This window comes from Gammaproteobacteria bacterium (assembly GCA_030680605.1).
GTDB lineage: Bacteria > Pseudomonadota > Gammaproteobacteria > SURF-13 > SURF-13 > JAQBXX01.
Window position 1 is genome coordinate 101908 of sequence record JAUXUQ010000022.1, and the last position, 21084, is coordinate 122991.

Consider the following 21084-nt stretch of genomic DNA (forward strand, 5'->3'; position numbering starts at 1 on the left):
GTTGGGTGCTTGTGCTTACTGTTTGTTGAGCCTCGCCAAGGGGTCTTGGCGGTAAAACAGCGTCAGTTGCTGGTAAACCGCTGGATACGCTTGCTGCACCCGGTGCGGCATAGTGAAAAATGCCTCGCTCATCACCGCGAAAAACTCCGCCGGATTTTCCGCAGCGTAAGCGTCTATCCCCGTGTCTTTGCCCGCGTCCACCCGCAGGCAAAAATCGGCGTAAGCCGTGCTGAATGCGGCGCCCCATGCCGGCTGGCTCATCGCTGCGTGCAACTGAGGAAAGCCGTTCGCCTCACCGTTACGCATGTCGAGCTTGTGGGCGAATTCGTGTATCACCACGTTGTGCCCCGGCGTTAACTCGTCAGCGGCAACATCCTCCCACGATAGAATCACCGGCCCGCGCGGCCACGATTCACCGCTGAGCGGGTCATGTGCGTGGTGCACGATGCCTGCCTCGTCTTCATATTCGTGATCGGCAACAAATCCGCCGGGGTAAACGATGATCTCCACCCAGTCATCGTAATAATCGAGATCAAGATTCAGAATCAGTACGCACGCCTGCGCCGTAATCATCACGCGCATCTCGTCGGTGACCGCTAGGCCACCCGCCGCGCTGAATTTCTTGCCGTGCAGGAACAGCACAACCCATGCGCGCAAGCGGGCAAACTCATCTGCCGTTAAACCATGCAGGAAGGTGAGCCGCGCCACCACGCACCGCCATACCTCATCCGGCAGCGGTTCACGCCTCAGAATGCGGCGCCGCCGCCAGGCTTTTAAACTCCAGAACATGCGGGATACGTATGCACTGCCAAATTCCTGAGAAACGCTCTGGTGTCTTGCGGCCCCTTATCCCTGAGGCGACGCTTGCCCTGGAACAGGAGAAGGCGTTTAATCCAGTTTAAATACGCCTGATCGGTGCGGATACTGTAATGCTTCAGGCGGATTTTTCCACGCACCTGCTCAAGCAGCTTAGGGGTTGGTTTATCAGTCATCTTTGGGGTGTCCTGAAAAGGCGTTAATATATTGACCAGGTGAGGATTATCCGCGAATAGAAAAATACTAGCCATCACCGCCATCGTGGTGGAAGAAGACTGCAAATTTGCCGGCGCCGGCGCAGAGATCGTCGCCGCGCTACAGGAAACCCTGTTTTTCGAACTGGACGGCCCCATCCTCCGCGCCGCCGCCGATGTGCCGACGCCGTACAACGGTGCACTCGAGGCCGCCTCGATTCCGGATGCCGCAGCCGTGGTGCAGGCGGTACGGCGCATGGTGGGGCCGCGCGAGGAGTAACGCGGCACTACATTCAGGAACATCTGGTCAAATCGTCGTTGCGGATGCCGCATGTCGAAGCGGCTGTCAATTGTCAGCCGGGCGCTTGCGCCAGGTATTCCCGCAGCCGCTCGACCGGAAACCCGTAGCCGATGGCACCCATGGGGATGCGGTTCAGCCTGTGGTGGAGATCAGCCAAATCAATGTTTATCAGGCCGCCGTCATGTTCCACATTCACTCCGATATGAAACCGGATGTCGTTCATCGAACCCAGCACGCTGCGGTTGCCGGAGCGGGTGCAGCGGATCACGCGGCAAGCCTCCAGCATCCGTTCGATCTGCGTTTGGGGAAACCCGTCCCACAGCAGCGCCTTGAACAGGCGCTGGCCGAAAACCTCGTCCAGGTGCTCGAACTCCGGTTTTTTCAAGCCCGGCACGAACACCGAGTACAAAGTCGCGTCGTGCGTGAACAGCACGCACTTGCGCCGATCAATCCGCAGCAGGTTGGCGTGCCAGCTTTCGCCGGAAGCAGACGGGTCAATAAGGCGATCCGGGATTTCCGCCAGCAGCTTCTGCGTGCAATAGATCAAGGATGGCATGGACTTGAATTCACTCCCTGCGACGGTTCAGTCGGTCGCGGTCGTCTGAGCACCGGCTATGATTTCAAATCGGTTGCCCGATTTTCCTGCTTTGCTCGATGACTATGCCGTCTCGAAAGCCAGGCTCATCGACTCGGCGATTGCGCAGAGACGTTTGTCCCGTGTCCAGAGTCGCCCGGTTCCCGCCAGAGAAATTGCAGACAGGAGATGCGCGTCGACATAACCGATACCCCTACCCATCAAGCCGTGTCTTTCGATGAAAAACAGCACCTCCTCATCGGTAGCGACTGGGGCAGCGGGCAGGTCCTGCAATAGTGACAAAACCTCTTTGCGGTTCTTCAGATTGCCACAGGCCAGCTCGCCGACGACAAAAGGGTGTGCCAGCACCCGGCCGGCGTTCAAAATATCCAGTAGCGCCGGCTCACCGGCGCGCAGGTGGTCAATCCAGACCGAACTATCGACCAGGATCACGCCAAGTCGGACTGACGCCGGGGAACAGGCTGCAACTGCGGCTCAGTACCGCCCAACTGCGCCAAGCGCCGGGCACTCTCCCGCTCGATCAAGGCCTTAAGCCCCTCCCGGACCAACGCAGTCCTTTCCTTCAGGCCGCTAACGCGCTGCGCCTTGGCAAGAAGCTCGTCTTCAATGTTCAGCGTGGTTCTCATAGGTTTTCCCCCAATCAAGGATGAGATGCCTAAATCAGGCATCATTTGATGATTAATAGCATGATTGTGTATCGGGTGGCAAGGTACATTCGCCCTGACTTCCAACGCTACAACTGAAGCCCGGCAGCAAGCGTAGCCTGGGTTAGACGCGAAGCGCCGTAACCCGGGATCACTTACCGCAGTATCGTAGGACAATACGCTTCGTTATTGCCCCCGCGCTGATTTTGCGGCTGGGAAGTTGTGTAGTAGAACGTAAAGGCCTGACCCTACCTGCTGACCCTACCTGCTACTTAAAGGCCTGACCCTACCTGCTACTCTGTCAAAAGTATTTCCCATATCTCACCTCTCAAACCACGCTGCAATCAAAATACCCACCAGCTTTGCCAACTCGTTGCGCTCTGCCTTGCTTAAATTATCCCGCTCATTCTTGGCGAACAAAGTCAGCAAATAGAGCGGCATACTGTAGCTGCGGTAGTAGTAAATCACGCGCACCCCACCATGCTTTTCGGTGGAGTGTATGGGGTGACTTTTCTCTAGGCGTTCTGTCGTTCACGCACCAAGGAAGTGAATCCTGATACGTCCAGCAGCCATGCTTGCTGCGCTTCCGTGTAGGTGCCATGCAGGCTACGTGGCAAGACAAGTTGCAGGTTCTTGGCCTGCATTTCATCGGTCTGGTTGGTGCTGATGGCCGCTTCCAGCGTGAGCAGGTGTTTGCGCTCGATACGGTCGGCTTCCGCCAGCACCTGCCGCCAGCGGTCTTTGCATGTTGATTTCACACCAAGCATGGTCAGGTTCAGGGGATTGAATGCCGGGTCGTGATATTGGACCTGCCCCGGAAAAATGAAGTCTGGCTTTGTTTTGTTTTCCGTGACAGCGGCACGTGAATAGCGTATGCCGCATTCGTCAAACATCAGTTCAAGATGGTTTTCGAGTGCAAGGCCAACGCGGCTTTTTCGACGGTTCTGCACTGAAAGCGAGAACCCAATGAAGCTATCCACGTCACCATCAAAGCCCTTTGCAAGGCGATCTCCTATGAGATGCCGTTCGAGGGTGCGGAACAGGATTTCCTCCCGTTCCATCCAGACCATCAATACATCATCCGGCCCATCCTGCGGGTTTACATCCTTCAGAGTGGAACGGGCATAGGCGGAGAACTCCCTTGTTGTTGGAAAGCTGCCCTTGAATTTTTCAAGCATGGCATCCAGCCAGGTTTCCTCAGTTGTCTCGACGACAACACCGATGCTTTCAAGAATGAAGCGGGATGCAAATTCAACCCTGTCCTGTTCGGTTTCCAGTTCCTCACGAATCGAAAATCCGGGATGGGTCAGTTCGGAAAAACCGAACAGCCACATGATTTGCCGCGCAATGGTGGTGTCTTTTTCGGCCACGATCGCCAGCAAGGTGTTGTCCGGGCGCTTTGCAATCACCAACAAATCACCAGCGGTCGCGCACTGCGATACCAGGTTGGTCGGGAAGTAGAGCCGGTATTCACATCGGTTCACCCCGCGCTCAAGACGGGCTTTCTGCCGGGCGTCATACCAAGTCAGGAAGCCATCTTCGATGATGGGTTCAGCATCGTTATCGGTGAGATATAGAAACTTTGCCTCATACCGGACTTTCCCGTCCGGTTCGCCGAGAATGCTGCGCAGTCCCTCAACGCCGTTGAACTCGTGCTGGTTCGAACGGATTACATCCGCCTCAACGGCGCTTAGACGTTTCAGTGCAACACCATCGAAATATTGCGATAGATAGCCCTGCTTCATCCCCTTGCCTCCATGAGTAGCCTGTTGCTGTGCAGCCATTTGCCGATACGACGTGCTACACCTTCAATATCTTTGTCCGCGCCCCGAATGGCGCACTCCCACACGATGCCGACACGCCAATCCGCAGCCTGCAACGCCTGTCTTGCCTTGTGGTCGTTGGCACGGTTGTGCCTGATCTTCTTCCGCCAGAAGTCTGGGCGGGTTCTTGGCCACTTGAAGTACGGGCAGTCATGGCCGTGCCAGAAACAGCCATGGACAAAAATGGTAGCGCGGTAGCGTGGCAACACAATATCCGGTTTTCCTGGAAGATCGCGCACATGCAGCCGGAACCGGAAACCCTGCCGGTGCAGCAAGCTGCGAACAAGTATCTCCGGCTTGGTGTTCCGCCCCCGAATACCGGCCATCATCCGGCTTCGGGTTGCGGTGTCTACAATGTCAACCATCAAGCATCCAGTTGTATATTCATGCGTTTCATGAAGATCGGATAGGCGGCTTCGTAAACATCGCTACCGAACTGCCGAAACATGGTTGCAAGGGTGCTTTCAAGATTTCGACACTCAGTGGCAGTGAAAAATTTTTCACCGGTGGCAATGGAGATGATTGTTTCTGGAGCATCGTCGGGATGAAACAGCAGATCGCGTACCGACATTTCAGAAAACCACATCAACATGCCGTCGAAGCTCTTGTCGGAAAAATCAGGGATGCGTGATGCATTCATAGTATTCATGGTATGTCACTCCTTATGGATAGTCATGCAACAATCAGCGGCGCCTGATGGACGCCACTTTTCTCCTGCTGTATCAGTTCAATGACACGTGGCGCCATAATTCGAGCGATCTCGCGCATGACCGGCACAACAACACTGTTTCCGAATTGACGATACGCTTGTGTGTCACTCACTGGAATCCTGAAGTCATCCGGAAACCCCATGAGCCGCGCGCATTCGCGCGGCGTCAGGCGGCGGGGCCGCTTGCGCTTGCCTTGTGAAATGAGGATTTCGGAGCCGTCCTTGTAGTAACGGGCCGACAGGGTGCGTGCCACATTATCAGGGCCTGCCAGACCGAAGCCAAAGCCGTTACCGGCTGCGCGGTGCTTTTCCGCATAGGCTTGCAGATAAGCCCACAGTTTCGGCGTCAACGTGTATTTGCTGCTCACCACTGCCTTCGGGCCAGTTGTGAATGGTTCTTCCGGTGCTTCGCTGCCGTCCTGCGGATGCAGGATTGAGGACAGGCGCGGGCCTTTCGCGGGCAGTTGCAGGTCGTTCCACGAAAACCCGGTTTTCTCGCGGAACCCGACGATGATGATCCGTTCGCGGTGCTGCGGAACGAAGTGCTGGCCATCAATGACCTTGTAATGCACGTCGTAGCCGAGTTCATCCCGCAGGGTTTGCAGAATTACGCGGAAAGTATTGCCCTTGTCGTGCGAGAGCAGGTTCTTGACGTTCTCCAGCAGGAACGCCTTTGGCCGCTTGGCTGCGATGATGCGGGCCACATCGAAAAACAGCGTGCCTTGCGTGGCGCACTCAAACCCGTGCGGGTGGCCAAGCGCGTTCTTCTTGGACACACCGGCGATACTGAATGGCTGACACGGGAACCCGGCCAGCAACACGTCATGATTGGGGACATCCCTTTCATCAATGCTGGTGATGTCGCCCGCGAAAGTATGGACGGTGTCCTGCGGGAAATTGGCCAGATAGGTCTTTTGGGCGAAGCTGTTCCATTCGCTGGTAAACACACAACGCCCGCCGTGGGCTTCGAAGCCCAGCCGGATTCCGCCAATTCCTGCGAAAAGATCAATGAAGCTAAACGAATCATCGGCTACATTTTCATCGACTGCCGCCAAAGGCAATATCCGCTGCCGTATGGCATCGGCCAGATAGGGTGGTGGGTCGGTTTCTCGCACCTCCCAACGGCGGACGGTACGGATATCCACGTCGAGCAGTGCGGCAAGCTCTCTTTGGCTATAGCGGGCGCGAGCCTGCTTCAGCAGGTCGATGGGCTGTGGTTGTGTCATGGCCCGTCCTCTCAGGGAATAATTTAGGACATTCTGCCCTAAAATTGTCCCTTATGGAATAGCCCCCCCTCTTTTTTTGCGTAAGCCTTAAAAGTGGCGCCGGTAATTGGCCATGTGTTGGTACAGCATTGAATTTCGGGGTCAAGCTGACAAGTCGGTGAATTTGGGTAAGCCGGAGAGCAGCGCTGCCCGACGCTGTTCACGGCTTGGGGCCTCACTCAAAAGTGCCATATATTGTTTGGATAATATCCGTTGACGATACTATCTTGATGGGATACTATTCTTCCGTGATCAAGACCTTTAAGTGCAAGGAAACCAAGGCACTTTTTCATGGCCGCTTTTCCGCTAAATTGCCGCAGGCGATTCAGCGCAAAGCGGTGATTAAACTCAACATGCTGCATGCCGCTAGCCGTCTGGACACATTGCGTGTGCCGCCGTCGAATCATTTAGAAGTGCTGCGCGGGGACAGGAAGGGCCAGCACAGTATCCGCATCAATGAGCAATGGCGGGTTTGTTTCGTGTGGCGAGGCAACAATGCCTTTGAAGTCGAGATTGTTGATTACCATTGAGGTGAAGTTATGACTAAGCGCGATTTCCCACCGATTCATCCCGGCGAAGTTCTGTTGACAGAGTTTCTTGAGCCCTTGGGCGTGAGCCAGTACCGGCTTGCCAAGAGCATTAAGGTTACGCCGCGCCGCATCAATGAAATTGCACATGGCCGCCGCGCCATTACTGCGGATACCGCGCTTCGGCTTGGCCGGTTCTTCGGCATGGAGGCGGAGTTCTGGCTTAACTTACAGTCTCATTACGATATGGAAGTCGCGCAAGTGGCCTTGAATGGCCGTCTGGAAAAAGATGTGCAGCCTTTAAAAGCCGCGTAGTAGACAAATAATCCGGACTCAACAACTCCGGGATCAAGTCTCATTCGTCGGATTCATGTTGCGTTTTACCGCCAGTGCTTCCGCTCGGGCCTCGCGAGTGTCCTGGGCAGCATGTTGCTGCACGCGCTTCTCGACCTACGCCACGCGTAATATATCAAGTGAAATGATGAGGCCCCAGCGCGTTGTCAGCAAATGCGCGGCAGCGGGTCGTCTTCCAGTTCTTGCAGTATGCGGCTGCCGCCGAGCGGTGTCTCCAGTACGACGTGCGGTTTGGCGGCCGTCACCTGGCCGATGATGGCGGCTTCGTTGCCGGGTGGCAATGCGTGCCACGCGGCAAGCGCCGCGTCGGCCTGGTCGGGCGCCATCACCGCGACCACGCGTCCTTCGCAGGCGAGATAAAGCGGGTCGTAGCCGAGGATGTCGCACACGCTGCGCACGGCAGCGCGCAGCGGGATGGCGCTCTCCTTGAGATGCAGGCCCAATCCCGTGGCGCGGCAGATGTCGTGTGCGACGGTGGCAAGCCCGCCGCGCGTCGGGTCGCGCATGAAGCGCAGTCCCGGCAATGCATGCAACGCGCGCGTGAGCGGCAGCACGCAGGCGAGGTCTGACTGGACGCTGCCGCTCAAGCCGAACTGCTCGCGCGCGAGCAGCACGGCAACGGCGTGGTCGCCCACCGGGCCGCTCACCAGAATCACGTCGCCTTCCTGTATCCGGTTTATGCCCAGGTGCAATTGCGGATCGCGCACGCCGACGCCGCTGGTGGCGAGATATAATCCGCCGCCTTCGCCGCGCGGCACCACCTTGGTGTCGCCCGCTACTACGCGCACACCCGTTTCCTTCGCCGCGCGCGCCAGGCTTTCGACGATGCGGGTGAGTCGCGCGATTTCGAAGCCTTCCTCAATGAAGGTGTTGAGGCTGAGATAGAGCGGCGTCGCGCCCGCGACGGCAAGATCGTTCACCGTGCCGTGTACCGCCAGCGTGCCGATGTCGCCGCCGGGAAATTCCAGCGGCTGCACGATGAAGCCATCGGTGGTCAGCATGATGTCTCCCGCAGGCAGGGCGAGCGGAACGGCATCGGCCTGGATATCGAGCGCCGGATTCGCAAGGTGGCGTGCGAACAGTTCCTCCACCAGTTCGCGCATGTAGCGCCCGCCGTTGCCGTGGGCGAGGGTGATGTGGGTGTCCTGCATCAGTGCTGTGCCGCCTCGATGATTTGTCCGTAACTGAGCCCGCCGTCATTGCAGGGGACGCGGCGCGGAAGATGGACGGCAAACCCCTCATCCTGCAACAGACGCAGTGCGTGTTCGGCGAGGATGCGGTTTTGAAATACGCCGCCGCTCAGGCCCACGTCGTTTACGCCGTGTTCATCGCGCAGCATGCGCGCCTGTTGCAGCAGCGCGTGCGCGAGGCTGGCGTGAAAAATACTCGCGCGTTCAGCGACGGCAACATGTTCATCAAGCAATAGCGGCACGAGCGGCGCCCAGTCGGTGCGCCAGAGGCCGTGCGCGTTGCGCTGCAACGGTAAGTTGACAGGGGGTGCACCCGCGCGGCTGACTGCCTCCAGCGTCATCGGCCCCTGCCCTTCAAAGCTGGCAGTGTGTACCAAGCCGAGCAGTGCGGCGGCGGCATCGAACAATCGGCCCACCGCGCTGGTTTGCGGTGCGTTGATGCGCCGTTGCCACGCGTGCAGCAGCAGCGCGGTGTCCTCCGCCGGGCCGTTGTGCCACGCCTGATTCGATTCCCAGCACAGGGCGAGCGCGCTGCGCCACGGTTCGCGCGCGGACCTTTCGCCGCCGGGGAGATGAAACGGCCGCAGGCTGGCCGCACGCCACCAGTGCCCGGCGCCTCCCAGCAAGGCCTCGCCGCCCCACAGGGTGCCGTCCTCACCCAGGCCCACGCCGTCCCAGGTAAACACCAGCCAGTTTTTTATCGCGGGAAATTCGCCTGCGACGCCGGAGGCATGCGCGTGATGATGCCAGACCTGTGTCAGCGGCAACCCGCTGCGCCTGTTCCAGCGCCGGGCCCAGCGCGTACCGGCGTAATCGGGATGGGCGTCGCACAGGATTTTTTCGGCGCGTACGCCATAGAGCGTTTGTAAATCCTCAATCACCTGTTCGAATACTTCGAGGCCGCGCGGCGTTCCGAGGTCGCCGATGTGCGGCGAGATCACCACGCGGTTGTGCCAGGCGAGGGCAATGGTATTTTTCATGTGGCCGCCGGTCGCCAGCACGGGCCGGGACAACTCAAACGGCAGTTCCAGTTCCAGCGGCGTGCCGCCGCGGCCGAGGCGCAACGGACGCGGCTGCCCGGCAATGATGCGAAACACGGCATCGTCCGCCGGGCGCTGGATGGGGCGGTCATGGTGCAGGAAGGCATCGGTCACGTGCGCGAGGCGCGTTTGTGTTTCCTCGTTGGCAGTGAGGACCGGCTCGCCGCTGACATTGGCGGACGTCGCCACCAGCGGCGCGCCAAAATCTTCCAACAATAAATGATGCAGAGGGCTGTAAGGCAGCAGGGCGCCGATTTCATCCAGGCCGGGCGCGATGTGTCCGGAGAGATTCGCTGCGCTGCGTTGGGTGACGAGCACAATCGGACGCATGGGGTCGCGCAGCAGTTGCGCCGCAATCGCGTCGACCTCTGCCGCCTCACGCACGGCGTCAAGACCGTCTGCCCCATGCAGGGGGAACATCACGGCGAGCGGCTTGTGCGGACGCGGCTTGGTGGCGCGCAAACGCAGCACGGCGGCGTCGCTACGCGCATCGCACAGCAGGTGATAGCCGCCGACGCCCTTCACGGCGATGATTTCCCCCTCGCGCAGTGCGGCTACGCACGCGGCAAGCGCAGCGGCACCGATAATGGTTTTATCCGCTGCTGCCTTAAAAGACAATTGCGGGCCGCAGGCAGGGCAGGCGAGCGGCTCGGCATGAAAGCGCCGGTCCAGCGGGTTTTGATATTCCGCGCGGCACTGCGCGCACAACGCAAACCCCGCGAGAGTGGTGTTGGCGCGGTCATAAGGCAGGCGGCGGATGATGGTGTAGCGCGGGCCGCACTGGGTGCAGTTGATGAAGGGATAACGATAACGGCGGTCGCCGGGGTTATGCAGTTCAGCGAGACAGTCCGCGCAGGTGAAATAATCGGGCGCGAGATGTACGTGGGCGGGCGCGCATTCTGTGCTTGGCAAAATGCTGAACTCATCCAGCGGTAGCAACGGCGTGTGTTCACTCGACAATACCTGCGGCTGCGCTAGCGGTGGCGCATCACTCAACAATCGCTGGCCGAACCGTTCCAGCGATGCGCCGTCGCCCTGCGCGAAAATCTCCACCTGCCCGGACCGGTTACGCACCCAGCCACAAATGCCGCAGTCATGCGCCAGACGGTACACGAAAGGACGGAAACCCACCCCCTGCACGCGCCCGGCCAGCACCCAGCTGCGCGCGCAATGGGTGGCGATAGATGCGGGCAACAGCGCTGCGGTCATGGAGTTATCCTGCGGGATGTAAACGCTTTCAAACTAGCATAAGCTTGGTTTCACGGCTACCCTATAACGCGAGTGATTCGATGAGTAAAAAACCCTGCACCGGAAACGGGCCACAGAGCGTGCTCGATGGCGTGGATGCCTGTCTGCCTGCGCTCGCGCACGCCATGGAGTTTCAGCACCGCGTTGCTGCCGTCGGCTTCGATTGGCCGCAGGTAAGCCAGGTGCTGGAAAAGATCGAGGAGGAGCTGCAGGAGATCCGCCACGAGATCAAGCAAGTCGCAGGCCACGACCGGCTGGAGGATGAAATCGGCGATCTGCTGTTTGTGTGCGTCAATCTCGCGCGCCACATGAAGGTGAATCCGGAGGCCGCGTTGCAGCGGGCCAACGCCAAATTCGAGCGCCGCTTTCGCCGCATTGAGGAGCTACTCGCGCAACGCGGGCGTGGGCCGGACGAGTCCAACCTGGAAGAGATGGACGACCTGTGGAATCAGGTGAAGTCCGAGGAAAGGGCCTGAGCGCGCCGGTATTTCCGCGTGATGGATCACATCTCCCGCATTACGGCCTGTAGCCTGTTGGTGACATCAGCAATGGAATCGCGGCGGCTGAATTTAACGGGTGTGCCGAAGCGTACCGTGACCACGCCGCGTCTTCTGGGCATGATCTTGCCGCAAGGCACAATGGCGTTTGTGCCGCTGATTTTCAGAGGGACGACGCAGACATCCGCTTCGACCGCGATGAGGCCGGCGCCGCGTTGCAGCGGAAGCAGGGCACCGGTTTCGCTCATCTTGCCCTCCGGGTATACGACCACGCACCAACCGCGATCCAGCAGCCTGCCCGCATAGTCGAGCCCGTGTTGGATGTGCTCGTGTTCGTGACGCGGGAAGGGAAAGGTATTGAAGGCAAACTCAATCAGCCAGGCGACCGACTTGAATTCCCCGTACACCACATCCTGCGCCGCGGCGAAGGCCAATCGCTTGCGGATGCGGCGCGGCAAGGCCATTGCCAGCGCCATGGAGTCGAGATAGCTCACGTGATTGGGCATAAAGACGGCGGGCAGTGGAATCGCATCGAGATGCTCACGCCCTTCGACCTTGAGTTTCATGAAGCTGCGCATGAGTGGAAACACCAGCAGAGACTGCAAGGCCGCCCTCAGCCAGGACGCCCAGCGTGTCAGCAGCCAGCTCTTGAAACGCTGCTTTGCCCGCGGAGCGGTTCCCGCCCGGGTCATGACCTCGAGTTGCGCAACCGTGGTGGTGTGTGTGATGGCCGTCTCATCTATGGCCACGCCGAAGGTCTCCTCAAGGCGCATCACCAGCTCGATGCGCAACAGTGAATCCAGATTGAGGTCCGCAACCAGTTGCGTGGCGTCGTTGATGCGCGCCAGTGGCTGGCCGGTGAGCGAGGCCAGCAGGCGCATGAGTATGGTTTTTTCACCGCCGGGTGCAGCCTTTTCGCCGTCCGTCACATGGGTGATGAGATGCGCCAGCACCGGCTCGCGCTTTATCTTGTGCGTGGCGGAGCGCGGGAAGTCGTCAAGCGGCCAGAGCGACCCGCTGGTGATGCGCTGATACGAGGCAAGATGCTGATTGACGGCGGCGATGATGTCGGCCGCCTGCGGTGCTTCCGGTACTGCGGCGTCGAGCAGCAGCACGGCATGGATATCCACCTGGCCGCCTGGCCTGTCGAGCCCCACTACACAGCTGTCCTTCACGCCGGCAATTTTATTGAGCTCGCACTCGATGTCCTCGGGGTAGACGTTCTGGGCCCCGGGGCCCATGATCACGTACTTTTTTCTGCCCTTGATGAATAAAAACCCGTCCTGATCCACTGCCCCGATATCGCCGGTGTGGAACCAGCCCTCCGCGTCGAACACGGCGCGCGTCTTTTGCTCGTCATTAAAGTAGCCGGAAAATACATTCAGTCCCTTGACCAGTATCTCTCCGTCGTCGGCGATTTTGACGGCAACGCCGGGCAAGACACGCCCCACCGAGCCGGAACGATGATGTTTGCGGGTGTTGTTGGTCACTACGGGCGAGGTTTCGGTGAGACCGTAGCCCTGCAGCAGGGTGATGCCGAGCGCCTCCCACTTTTTCTCCAGCGCTACATCGAGCGGCGCGCCGCCGCAGGCGATGGTCTCCAGCCTGCCACCGAACGTTCTGTGCACCGGAAAGAACAGCAGGCGCTGAAGCGACTTGAGCGGCAGGCGCTGTGCCAGGTTCCGCAAGGCCGCGAGGGGAAAACCACGCGCCGCCGCACGCTCTTCGATTTTACTCATCATCACTTTGAGAAACTCGGGCACGGCAACCATTTTTGTGATGCGGTGCTGCGGGAGCAGACCGGCAATCGCTGCGGGCGTGGGGGTAAACACGATGCGCGCACCGGCGCTGAACGGCAGCAGAAAGCCGGCCGTCTGTTCCAGGATATGGCTCAGGGGAAGAATGGAGAGCAGGCGATCCTGCGGCGTGAGCGGAATGCCGGCAGCGATCGCGGTCACGTTGGAATAGAGATTGGCGTGCGTCAGCATCACCCCCTTCGGCTCGCCCGTGGTGCCGGAGGTGTACATGATTTCGACCAGATCATGCTCCGCCGCCTGCACTTTTTTGAAGGCAGCGGCGTCAATGCCGGCAACATCTTCCTTGATGAATTCGATGTCATAAACCGGCACACCGCCGGGCAGTGCTTCCTTGAGATAGCGGTACTTGAAGATGACCTTCGCGCCGGTGTGGCTGGCGATGTCAGCGATCATTCTGGCAGTGCTCTGGATATTAAGCGGCACTATTGCCGCGCCACAGAGCAGCGTGGCCCAGAACACACAGATCCAGTAAGGCGAGTTGGGCGCCAGCACGATCACGCGATCGCCCGGCATTACGCCGTGTTGCTGCAACAGGCAGGCGATCCTGCGCGCGAGTTCGTACGCCTCGCGGTAATTCAGCGTCACGGTGCGGTAACCCATGCGCATGACCAGGGCGGTCCGTTCAGGAAACTCCTGCGTGCTTCGTTCAAGAATGTGTGTCAGCAGCATCAATGCACTCCGAATTCTGTTAATTGCCTGAAACTAGAGTATCGCAGCGCCGGTGTCCTTGATCTGCGACAAGATTCAGGCCGGGCGCGCCGCCGAGAATTCTGCCAAAGCCCGGTGGATGCCCTCGGTGACGCGGGTGAGCGCGACGTAATCGATTTTGTCCGGCGTGTCGCCGGCGGTGTGATAGTGACGGTTGCGGTAAAACGCGGTGTCCGTGATCATCAGCGCGCGGTAGCCCTGACGCCAGAAGGAGAAGTGATCACTCAATGCGACACCGGGGACAAGAAAGAAGGTGGCAAGCTGCTGCACGGGGAAATCCGAGTGGGCGCGGAAGAGGGAGGTGAAGCGGCGCAGCAGGGGGCGTGAGCGCAAATCGGAAACAAGGGCGATGAAGTCGCCCTTGTCGGGGTAGAAAAACCGGAGCAGCGGCGGATAGCCCTGGCTGCCCTCTGCTGCGCTGTAACAGCCCAGCATTTCGAGCGAGATCATGAGCTGGATGTTATCGCCGCGTTTGCGCGCGGCGCGTGCATAGACCAGACTGCCCATGGTCTCCCAGAAGAAAAAGGGCGACTCTTCATTCACAAAGGCGACAAAGCGCACCGTCCGCTCCGGCGCGAGCGCAACGAAGGTTCGGGAAATTTCCAGTAGCGCCGCGATGCCGCTCGCGTTGTCATCAGCGCCGGGGCTGCCCGCGACGGTATCATAATGCGCGCCGATGAGTATGATTTCATCGGGCTTGCTGCTGCCACTGCGTGTGACTTCGAGATTGGAGCAGGCCACGCCGGAGACGTCATAGGTTTGCGGGTTGACCGTATAGCCCTGTTGCTGCCACTCCTGCGTGATGTACGTAGCGGCGGCGTGCAGCGCCTGCGGGTGAAAGACATTGCGCTCACCGATTACCTCGGCAAGCTCCCGCACGTGAGCGGTAAGGCGCGCTGCCGTGATTTCAGTAGTCACGCTGCATCGTTGCGTACGCCACCAGACCACCAGATGCGGCAGGCGCCTTCGTCCGATACCATGCAGGGACCAATCGGGGTGCGCGGTGTGCAGGCGCGGCCGTAGAGTGTGCACGCGTCGGGGTAGATCTGGCCCAGCACCACGCGCGCGCAGTCACAGCCCGGCGGCATTTTACCGCTGCGTTTGCGTACCATCTCCTGCACAAGCGGAAACCGGCGTCGTGCATCATGGGCCTGTAGCGCTGGTTTCAATGCGAAGCCTGAGGCCGGAATGACACCGATGCCGCGCCAGGCGGCATCCTCCACGTCCATCGTGGCGGCGAGCAGTTGTTGCGCGCGCGGGTTACCCTGTGGCTGCACCGCTTCCGGATAGCAATTATCCAGAAAGAATTCATTTTCGCTCAACTGCCGCAGCGTGGAATAGGTGGCCGCCAGCAGTGACTCGGGGGTGAAGCCCGCCAGCGCCGCGGGGATGTGGTGGCTATCCACAACGAAGCGCCACTGCTCCGGCCCCATCACGGTGGCGACGTGGCCCGGCGCGATCAGCGCGTCGAAGCCGGGCGCGCCGGAATCGAGCAGCAGGGCGACCGCGGGCCAGGTCAGCCGTCCGGAGAGCAGGATGAACAGATTTTGCGGCAGGCCCTGCGCCAGCAGGGCGGCAATCGGCGCCATCGTGGTTTCGAAACCAGCCGCGAAAAACACCACCGCCTTTGCGCTGTTCTGGCGCGCGATGGTCTCCGCCTCACCCGGCGTTGCGATCGCGCGGATGTCGGCACCTGCGGCCCTGGCCTGTTCGAGCGAACGGATTTCGCCCTTGGCCACATTCACTGGCACGCGCAACATGTCGCCGAAGGCGACGAGGATAATATCCTCGTGCCGCGCGAGCTGGATGGCGTGCAGGATGTCCTGCTCGGGGCAGATACACACCGGGCAGCCGGGGCCGGGAATCAGTTCGATGTTGCGCGGCAGCGCCGTGCGCAGGCCGGCGTGTGTGATGGTGCGCTCATGCCCGCCGCACACATTCATGATGCGCACCTTGCGCGGCAACGGCAGGGCGCGAATCTTTTCCAGCCACGCTGCTGCGGAGAGCGTCATCGTTATTCAGCCCGCCGCATGCGCGTGCGCAACAACAGCAGTGGGAGGATGGGCGCGCCGCGCGGTGGCCTGCGCGCGCAGCCAGGCTAGCCAGTGTTCGAGACCGGCCCCGGTCTTGGCCGAGAGCCGGAACAGCGGTGCAGGGTTGGCCAGTTGGCGCAGACAGTGCTCCGCCTTTTCAGGATCGAAATCGTCCAGCACCGGCAGCAGGTCGGTCTTGGTAAGCAGAACCAGATCCGCCGCGCGGAACATGACGGGATATTTGGCGGGCTTGTCGTCGCCTTCGGTCACTGAAAGCAGCGTGATGTTGTGATGCTGGCCCAGATCAAAACTCGCCGGGCACACCAGGTTGCCGACATTTTCTATGAACACGATGTCGAGACCGTCGAGCCGGATGTGATGCAGGGCGTCGTGCACCATGTGCGCATCGAGGTGGCACGCGGTGCCGGTGGTAATCTGGACGGCGGGCACGCCTTTGGCGCGGATGCGGGCGGCGTCATTTTCGGTTTCCAGGTCGCCCTCGACCACGGCAAGCTTGAATTCATGCTTGAGTGCGTCGATGGTGGCCTCCAGCAACGCAGTCTTGCCCGCACCCGGTGCTGACATCAGATTGACGGCGAGCACACCGTGGGTATCGAAGTGCGTGCGGTTGTGCGCCGCCTGATGGTCGTTCTCGGCCAGCAGACTGCCAAGCACCGTCACCGCGGTTGTGCCGGCAACCGGTTTGTAGATCAGGTGCCGGTTGCCCGGCGTGATGTTGCAGCCACAGGTGTTACACACAGGCCACCTCCGTTTCTGTCGTGGGTGGATCGGAAATAATCAGTCCGACGCTTTCCAGTAGCATTTCGTTGCCGCTCACCAGCCGCGTGCGCCAGTTGCCGCACTGCCCACACACAAGGCAATTGATCGCGACCTCCGTCTCGGTGTCGCACTGCGCGCAGTGCACCCGCACCGGTGCGCGCCGGATCACCAGCCGTGCACTGCTCGCGAGGGTGCCACGGCGCGCGAGGGGAAACACCTGCTCCAGCAGGGTGGCCTCCACGCCGGAGAGCGGGCCGATGTGCAGCCGGATGATGTCGATGGCGCGTGCCTGCTGCTGCCGTGCGACAACCTCGGCCTGTTTCAGCAGTGCGCGGCAAATGGAAAGCTCATGCATGATGAACCTGCGACTGCATCTGGTCGTGGAGTTCCCATGCCGAGCGTGCGTGTGGCGCGGAAATCTTCTGGATGGCGTAGCCCACGTGAACCAGCACAAACTCACCCACTATAAGTGGAGCATCCAGCAAGAACAAATTGACCGTGCGTTCTACACCGTTAGCGTTACAGCGTGCGGTTACTCCATCCGTCTCTATTACCTGCATGGGAATGGCGAGGCACATGATGCCCTCCGTTGGGCCGGTGCAGTTTAGATAGCTTCATATTACGCCGCCCGGCAGCAAGATCAAGCGCGGACGGCCATATGAACAGGAATCTCTTGCGCCAGATCAAATAGCCGCTCCGGGTTTCTGTGATAGGCTTGGAAGGATGTTGAGCTACGGTTACTTCGAGCACGATGCTGACACCGGTATAATCGGCCGCGGCAATACACCGGAGGAGGCCTTTATCTCTGCCGCCGAGGCCATGTTCGCCATCATGGTGGACATCACGACGGTGCATGAGGCGCAGCATGTGCAGTTCGAGTTTGAGGAGGAGGATGTGGAGTTTGCACTCGTCACCTGGCTGAACCGCCTGCTCACCGAGGCGCGCACCCACGGGCTCGTCTTCGGGCGTTTTCATCTGCACCGCAACGGCGCGCACTGGGAAGGCGGCGCGTGGGGCGAGTCGTGGCGCGATGCGCTGGAGAAGGGCGTCGAGGTGAAGGGCGCCACGCTTACCCTGTTGTCCGTGCAGTCCGGACCCGCAGGGTGGGAGGCGCGCTGTGTGGTCGATGTGTGAGAGCGGCGGAAACCAGACACGGACATGAGTCGCCCATGGACCTGAGTCACTTGGTCAGGCTGGATGAGTACCGCTGGAGCGTGCCGCTCGCTGCGGACGAAACGCGCGCGCCGGTCTGTCTCTACGGCAGCGAGCCGCTGCTTGCCAGCATGGATGACAAGGTGCTGGAGCAGATTACCAATGTGGCGCGGCTCCCCGGCCTGGTCGGCGCCGCGATGACAATGCCTGATGCGCACTGGGGTTACGGCTTTCCCATCGGCGGCGTCGCCGCCTTCGATGCCGAACAGGGCGGCATCATCTCCGCCGGCGGCGTGGGGTTCGACATCTCCTGCGGCATCCGCTGCCTGCGCACCAATCTTGTAATCACCGACATCCTGCCGCAGATGAAGACGCTGGCCGACATCCTGTTTCACACCATCCCCGCCGGCGTGGGCGAAGAAGGCGAGCTCAAGCTTGCGCCCGCGGAACTCGACCGGGTGCTGGCGGGCGGTGAAACACGGTTACGGCGTGGCGGAGGACCTGGACTATATCGAGGAGCGCGGCCAGGTGGCGGACGCGGTGCCGGAGAATGTCTCCGATCATGCCAAGAAACGCCAGCGCGGCGAAATGGGCACGCTGGGTTCCGGCAATCACTATCTCGAAGTGCAGGTGGTGGATCGAATTTATGACACAGAGGCGGCGCAGGCCTTCGGCCTGCATGAGGGGCAGGTGGTCGTCTCCATCCACTGCGGCTCGCGCGGCCTCGGCCACCAGATCGGCACCGAATATCTCATCACGCTCGCCAAGGCCGCGAGCCGCCTCGGCGTCGCACTGCCCGACCGCGAACTCGCCTGCGCGCCGATCACTTCGCCCGAAGGCCAGCAGTACATCGGCGCGATGAACGCGGCGATCAACTGTGCGCTGGCCAACCGCCAGATACTCGCGCACCTCACGCGCGAGGCGTTCACGCGCCTCCTGCCCGACGCGCAACTGGAAACGCTGTTCGATGTCTCGCACAACACCTGCAAGGTGGAGCAGCACAAGGTGGACGGCAGGCAGCGCGTGCTCCACGTGCACCGCAAGGGCGCGACGCGCGCCTTCGGCCCCGGTCATCCCGCGTTGCCGGAGCGTTACCGCGCGGTGGGTCAGCCGGTTATCATCGGCGGCAGCATGGGCACGGGCTCGTATGTGCTGGCCGGCACGCGCGAGAGCGAAACCCGCGCCTGGTCTTCGGCGAGCCACGGCGCGGGCCGCGCCATGAGCCGCCATCAGGCGCTGCGCCGCTGGAGCGGGCGGCAACTGGTGGATGAACTCGCGGAGCGCGGCATTATTATCCGCACCCGTTCCATGCGCGGCGCGGCGGAAGAGGCGCCGGGCGCCTACAAGGATGTGGACCTGGTGGCGGAGGTGACGGAAAAGGCAGGGCTCGCCAGGCGCGTCGCCTTTCTGCGGCCCAAGGCCTGTGTGAAGGGCTGAGGCCGCAAGGCGAACAACAACAAATCCGGGACGCCGGGGAGCGTAACGATGCCCGGCGATGGGGCGCACGCATGCTGATACTGGCCACGCAAAACTGTTTCCATCTGGCACGCAGGCTGGAGAAATACAAGCACGCCCGCCTGTTGCGCTATGCGTGCAAACAGTTCGCCGACGGCGAGCGCTATTACCGCCTGGACTTCCAGCGGCAGCCGAAGTCGCTCGTGCTGCTGGCCAATATCACCCCCGACCCCGGGTCGCTGTTCGATCTGCTCGCGCTCGCCCGGGCGGCGCAGGACAGCGGCATTGCGATCGAGGCGCTGTGCATCCCTTATCTCGCATACAGCCGCCAGGACCGGCAGTCGGAGAAGGGCGAGGCGGTGCTGGCGCGCATGGTGGCCGAAGCCATCAACCGTATACCGGCACGGCAGCGCGTATTCGTCGACCTGCACAGCGATGCGGTACGCGCCATGCTGGCCCCGCACCGCGAATTATCCTGTCTGCCGTGGCTGGTGCATACGTCGATGGCCCAGGCCTTTGATCTTGTCGTAGCGCCGGATGCGGGCGCAGCAGAGCGGGCGCGGAGTGTTGCCGGCAATGCGCCCGTCCTCATCATGCGCAAGCATCGTCCCCGGCCCAACCAGGTCAGGCGTAGCGCCACAGCCTATCCGGTCAAGGGCAAGCGGGTGCTGATGGTGGACGATATGGTAGATACCGGGCGCACGATTGCGTCCGCCGCAGTGCTGTTGAAAAAGCAGGGCGCGCGCTCCATCTCGGTGGTGGCCACGCACGCCGTGTTCTCGGCGCCGAGCCATAAAGCCCTAGCCTCTGCGCCGATTTGGAAAATTATAGTGAGCGATACCTTGGCGGGGCGTGCACCACACGGCGTACGCGTCGTGAGCATCACGCAGCAGCTTGCCGAGGCATTGAACAGCGAGCGCAATTAACGAGGAGGCAGATCATGTACTTCCAGAACCGTGCCGAGGCCGCACAATTACTGGCCGAAAAACTCAAACACTATCGCGGCAAAAACCCGCTGATTCTGGCCATCCCGCGCGGCGCGGTGCCAATGGCGAAGGACATCGCCGAAACCCTGGGTGGCGAGATGGACGTCGTGCTGGTGCGGAAATTGAGCGCACCGGGCAATCCGGAGTTCGCCGTCGGCTCAGTGGATGAGAGCGGCTGGACCTATGTGTCCGACTACGCCGCGGCAGCGGGCGCGACGCCGGAATATCTCCAGCAGGAGAAACAGAGACAGCTGGCGACCATGCGCCGCCGCCGCGCGCAATACACGCCGGTGCACCCGCCCTCTGAGGTGCAGGGTCGCACTGTCATCGTGGTAGATGACGGCCTGGCTACCGGCGCCACCATGATTTCGGCGCTGCACGCGCTGCGCGCCAAGCAGCCGGAAAAACTGATCGCGGCGGTGCCGGTATCGCCGCCGGAGACGCTGCAGAAGGTGACGCAGTACGCCGATGAGGTGGTGTGCCTGCACGCGCCGGAGTATTTTCAGGCCGTCGGCCAGTTTTACGCCGACTTCCCCCAGGTGGATGATGAAGAAGTGATCGCCCTGCTGCGCGAGAGCAAAACCAGCGCACCGCTTCGCTGAGCAGGCATGCGTCATTCCGGGCGGAGCGTAGCGTAGACCCGGAATCCAGAGCTGAAAATTCAATGAGTTGCTGGATTCCCGCTCCCCGCCTGCGCGGGGACAAGCTTCGCGGGAATGGCGCAAAAGGAATTAATCAGAGCTTCCTTAATTGATTTTAATCAGACTGGTCTATACACTGGTCTATGTTAAGTGCATATAGCAGGAGACAGCCATGAAGATCGAAATTGGCTCATATGAGGCGAAAACAAGGCTCCCTGAATTGCTGCGGCAGGTAAAAACCGGCAAAAGCTTTACCATCACCAATCGCGGCGTAGCCATTGCGGATTTGGTGCCCAGTCTGGGCGCACG

The 21084-nt window shown here is 60.7% G+C and carries 24 protein-coding genes and 3 pseudogenes; 9 read left to right on the top strand and 18 right to left on the bottom strand.

Annotation, left to right across the window (positions count from 1 at the left end; translation table 11 throughout):
* Positions 1-15: 15 nt before the first annotated feature.
* On the bottom strand, positions 16-789 hold the full coding sequence (locus Q8L89_09230; protein ID MDP1709227.1) for a zinc-dependent peptidase: 774 nt from the start codon (positions 787-789) through the stop codon (positions 16-18).
* A gap of 14 nt (positions 790-803) precedes the next feature.
* A pseudogene (locus tag Q8L89_09235) lies at positions 804-992 on the bottom strand (phage integrase N-terminal SAM-like domain-containing protein).
* A gap of 85 nt (positions 993-1077) precedes the next feature.
* Between Q8L89_09235 and Q8L89_09240 the strand changes: the two are divergent.
* Entirely contained in the window at positions 1078-1290 is a 213-nt protein-coding gene (locus Q8L89_09240; protein ID MDP1709228.1) for a transketolase C-terminal domain-containing protein, read from the top strand.
* Positions 1291-1363: 73 nt separating this feature from the next.
* Here Q8L89_09240 and Q8L89_09245 read toward each other — a convergent pair whose 3' ends face one another.
* From Q8L89_09245 to dcm, 8 genes and pseudogenes are all read right to left on the bottom strand, one after another.
* A complete protein-coding gene (locus Q8L89_09245) occupies positions 1364-1867 on the bottom strand; it encodes a hypothetical protein (protein MDP1709229.1) in 504 nt (167 codons plus the stop codon).
* Between the two features lie 102 nt (positions 1868-1969).
* Positions 1970-2338 (bottom strand): type II toxin-antitoxin system VapC family toxin, encoded by a 369-nt coding sequence (locus tag Q8L89_09250; protein ID MDP1709230.1) that lies wholly within the window; start codon positions 2336-2338, stop codon positions 1970-1972.
* Positions 2335-2532, bottom strand: a complete 198-nt coding sequence (locus tag Q8L89_09255; GenBank protein ID MDP1709231.1) for a type II toxin-antitoxin system VapB family antitoxin — start codon at positions 2530-2532, stop codon at positions 2335-2337. The genes Q8L89_09250 and Q8L89_09255 overlap by 4 nt, the downstream gene beginning before the upstream one ends.
* Before the next feature lie 339 nt (positions 2533-2871).
* A pseudogene (locus tag Q8L89_09260) lies at positions 2872-3036 on the bottom strand (addiction module toxin RelE).
* Between the two features lie 29 nt (positions 3037-3065).
* Complete coding sequence (locus Q8L89_09265) at positions 3066-4295, bottom strand: type II restriction endonuclease (protein ID MDP1709232.1); 1230 nt, start codon at positions 4293-4295, stop codon at positions 3066-3068.
* A complete protein-coding gene (gene vsr / locus Q8L89_09270; GenBank protein MDP1709233.1) occupies positions 4292-4738 on the bottom strand; it encodes a DNA mismatch endonuclease Vsr in 447 nt (148 codons plus the stop codon). Before vsr ends, Q8L89_09265 begins: the two co-directional genes overlap by 4 nt.
* Positions 4738-5022, bottom strand: coding sequence for a hypothetical protein (locus Q8L89_09275; protein ID MDP1709234.1), 285 nt, complete (start codon positions 5020-5022; stop codon positions 4738-4740). Before Q8L89_09275 ends, vsr begins: the two co-directional genes overlap by 1 nt.
* 23 nt (positions 5023-5045) lie before the next feature.
* A complete protein-coding gene (gene dcm / locus Q8L89_09280) occupies positions 5046-6308 on the bottom strand; it encodes a DNA (cytosine-5-)-methyltransferase (protein MDP1709235.1) in 1263 nt (420 codons plus the stop codon).
* A 287-nt stretch (positions 6309-6595) separates the two neighbouring features.
* On the opposite strand from dcm, the gene Q8L89_09285 reads away from it, so the two are divergent.
* Together Q8L89_09285 and Q8L89_09290 are read left to right on the top strand one after the other, a co-directional pair.
* On the top strand, positions 6596-6877 hold the full coding sequence (locus Q8L89_09285) for a type II toxin-antitoxin system RelE/ParE family toxin (GenBank protein MDP1709236.1): 282 nt from the start codon (positions 6596-6598) through the stop codon (positions 6875-6877).
* A gap of 9 nt (positions 6878-6886) precedes the next feature.
* Complete coding sequence (locus tag Q8L89_09290) at positions 6887-7189, top strand: HigA family addiction module antitoxin (protein MDP1709237.1); 303 nt, start codon at positions 6887-6889, stop codon at positions 7187-7189.
* A gap of 185 nt (positions 7190-7374) precedes the next feature.
* Here the strand turns inward: Q8L89_09290 and hypE are convergent, their stop codons facing one another.
* Positions 7375-8379, bottom strand: coding sequence for a hydrogenase expression/formation protein HypE (hypE, locus tag Q8L89_09295; protein ID MDP1709238.1), 1005 nt, complete (start codon positions 8377-8379; stop codon positions 7375-7377).
* Positions 8379-10667: a carbamoyltransferase HypF gene (hypF, locus tag Q8L89_09300; GenBank protein ID MDP1709239.1), complete on the bottom strand. Its 2289-nt coding sequence runs from the start codon at positions 10665-10667 to the stop codon at positions 8379-8381. Before hypF ends, hypE begins: the two co-directional genes overlap by 1 nt.
* An 80-nt stretch (positions 10668-10747) precedes the next feature.
* Between hypF and Q8L89_09305 the strand changes: the two genes are divergently transcribed.
* Positions 10748-11182: a MazG family protein gene (locus tag Q8L89_09305; GenBank protein MDP1709240.1), complete on the top strand. Its 435-nt coding sequence runs from the start codon at positions 10748-10750 to the stop codon at positions 11180-11182.
* A 26-nt stretch (positions 11183-11208) separates the two neighbouring features.
* Here the strand turns inward: Q8L89_09305 and Q8L89_09310 are convergent, their stop codons facing one another.
* The 6 genes from Q8L89_09310 to Q8L89_09335 all read right to left on the bottom strand — a co-directional run bounded on the left by Q8L89_09310 (position 11209) and on the right by Q8L89_09335 (position 17119).
* A complete protein-coding gene (locus Q8L89_09310) occupies positions 11209-13689 on the bottom strand; it encodes an AMP-binding protein (GenBank protein ID MDP1709241.1) in 2481 nt (826 codons plus the stop codon).
* A gap of 75 nt (positions 13690-13764) precedes the next feature.
* Entirely contained in the window at positions 13765-14646 is an 882-nt protein-coding gene (locus Q8L89_09315; GenBank protein MDP1709242.1) for a M28 family peptidase, read from the bottom strand.
* Complete coding sequence (gene hypD / locus Q8L89_09320; protein MDP1709243.1) at positions 14643-15740, bottom strand: hydrogenase formation protein HypD; 1098 nt, start codon at positions 15738-15740, stop codon at positions 14643-14645. The genes Q8L89_09315 and hypD overlap by 4 nt, the downstream gene beginning before the upstream one ends.
* 6 nt (positions 15741-15746) lie before the next feature.
* Positions 15747-16520, bottom strand: a complete 774-nt coding sequence (gene hypB, locus Q8L89_09325) for a hydrogenase nickel incorporation protein HypB (protein ID MDP1709244.1) — start codon at positions 16518-16520, stop codon at positions 15747-15749.
* Positions 16513-16896 carry a hydrogenase maturation nickel metallochaperone HypA gene (locus tag Q8L89_09330; protein ID MDP1709245.1) on the bottom strand — a complete coding sequence of 128 codons (384 nt, stop codon included), beginning with the start codon at positions 16894-16896 and terminating at the stop codon, positions 16513-16515. The genes hypB and Q8L89_09330 overlap by 8 nt, the downstream gene beginning before the upstream one ends.
* Positions 16889-17119: a HypC/HybG/HupF family hydrogenase formation chaperone gene (locus Q8L89_09335; GenBank protein ID MDP1709246.1), complete on the bottom strand. Its 231-nt coding sequence runs from the start codon at positions 17117-17119 to the stop codon at positions 16889-16891. Before Q8L89_09335 ends, Q8L89_09330 begins: the two co-directional genes overlap by 8 nt.
* Before the next feature lie 145 nt (positions 17120-17264).
* On the opposite strand from Q8L89_09335, the gene Q8L89_09340 reads away from it, so the two are divergent.
* From Q8L89_09340 to Q8L89_09360, 5 genes and pseudogenes are all read left to right on the top strand, one after another.
* Entirely contained in the window at positions 17265-17675 is a 411-nt protein-coding gene (locus Q8L89_09340; GenBank protein ID MDP1709247.1) for an archease, read from the top strand.
* 35 nt (positions 17676-17710) lie between these two features.
* Positions 17711-19130: pseudogene (locus tag Q8L89_09345) on the top strand (RtcB family protein).
* Between the two features lie 71 nt (positions 19131-19201).
* Positions 19202-20074 (top strand): ribose-phosphate diphosphokinase, encoded by an 873-nt coding sequence (prs, locus tag Q8L89_09350; GenBank protein MDP1709248.1) that lies wholly within the window; start codon positions 19202-19204, stop codon positions 20072-20074.
* 14 nt (positions 20075-20088) lie between these two features.
* Complete coding sequence (locus Q8L89_09355) at positions 20089-20736, top strand: phosphoribosyltransferase family protein (GenBank protein MDP1709249.1); 648 nt, start codon at positions 20089-20091, stop codon at positions 20734-20736.
* A gap of 211 nt (positions 20737-20947) precedes the next feature.
* Positions 20948-21084: type II toxin-antitoxin system prevent-host-death family antitoxin (locus tag Q8L89_09360; GenBank protein ID MDP1709250.1), on the top strand; the 137-nt coding region annotated here is incomplete at its 3' end.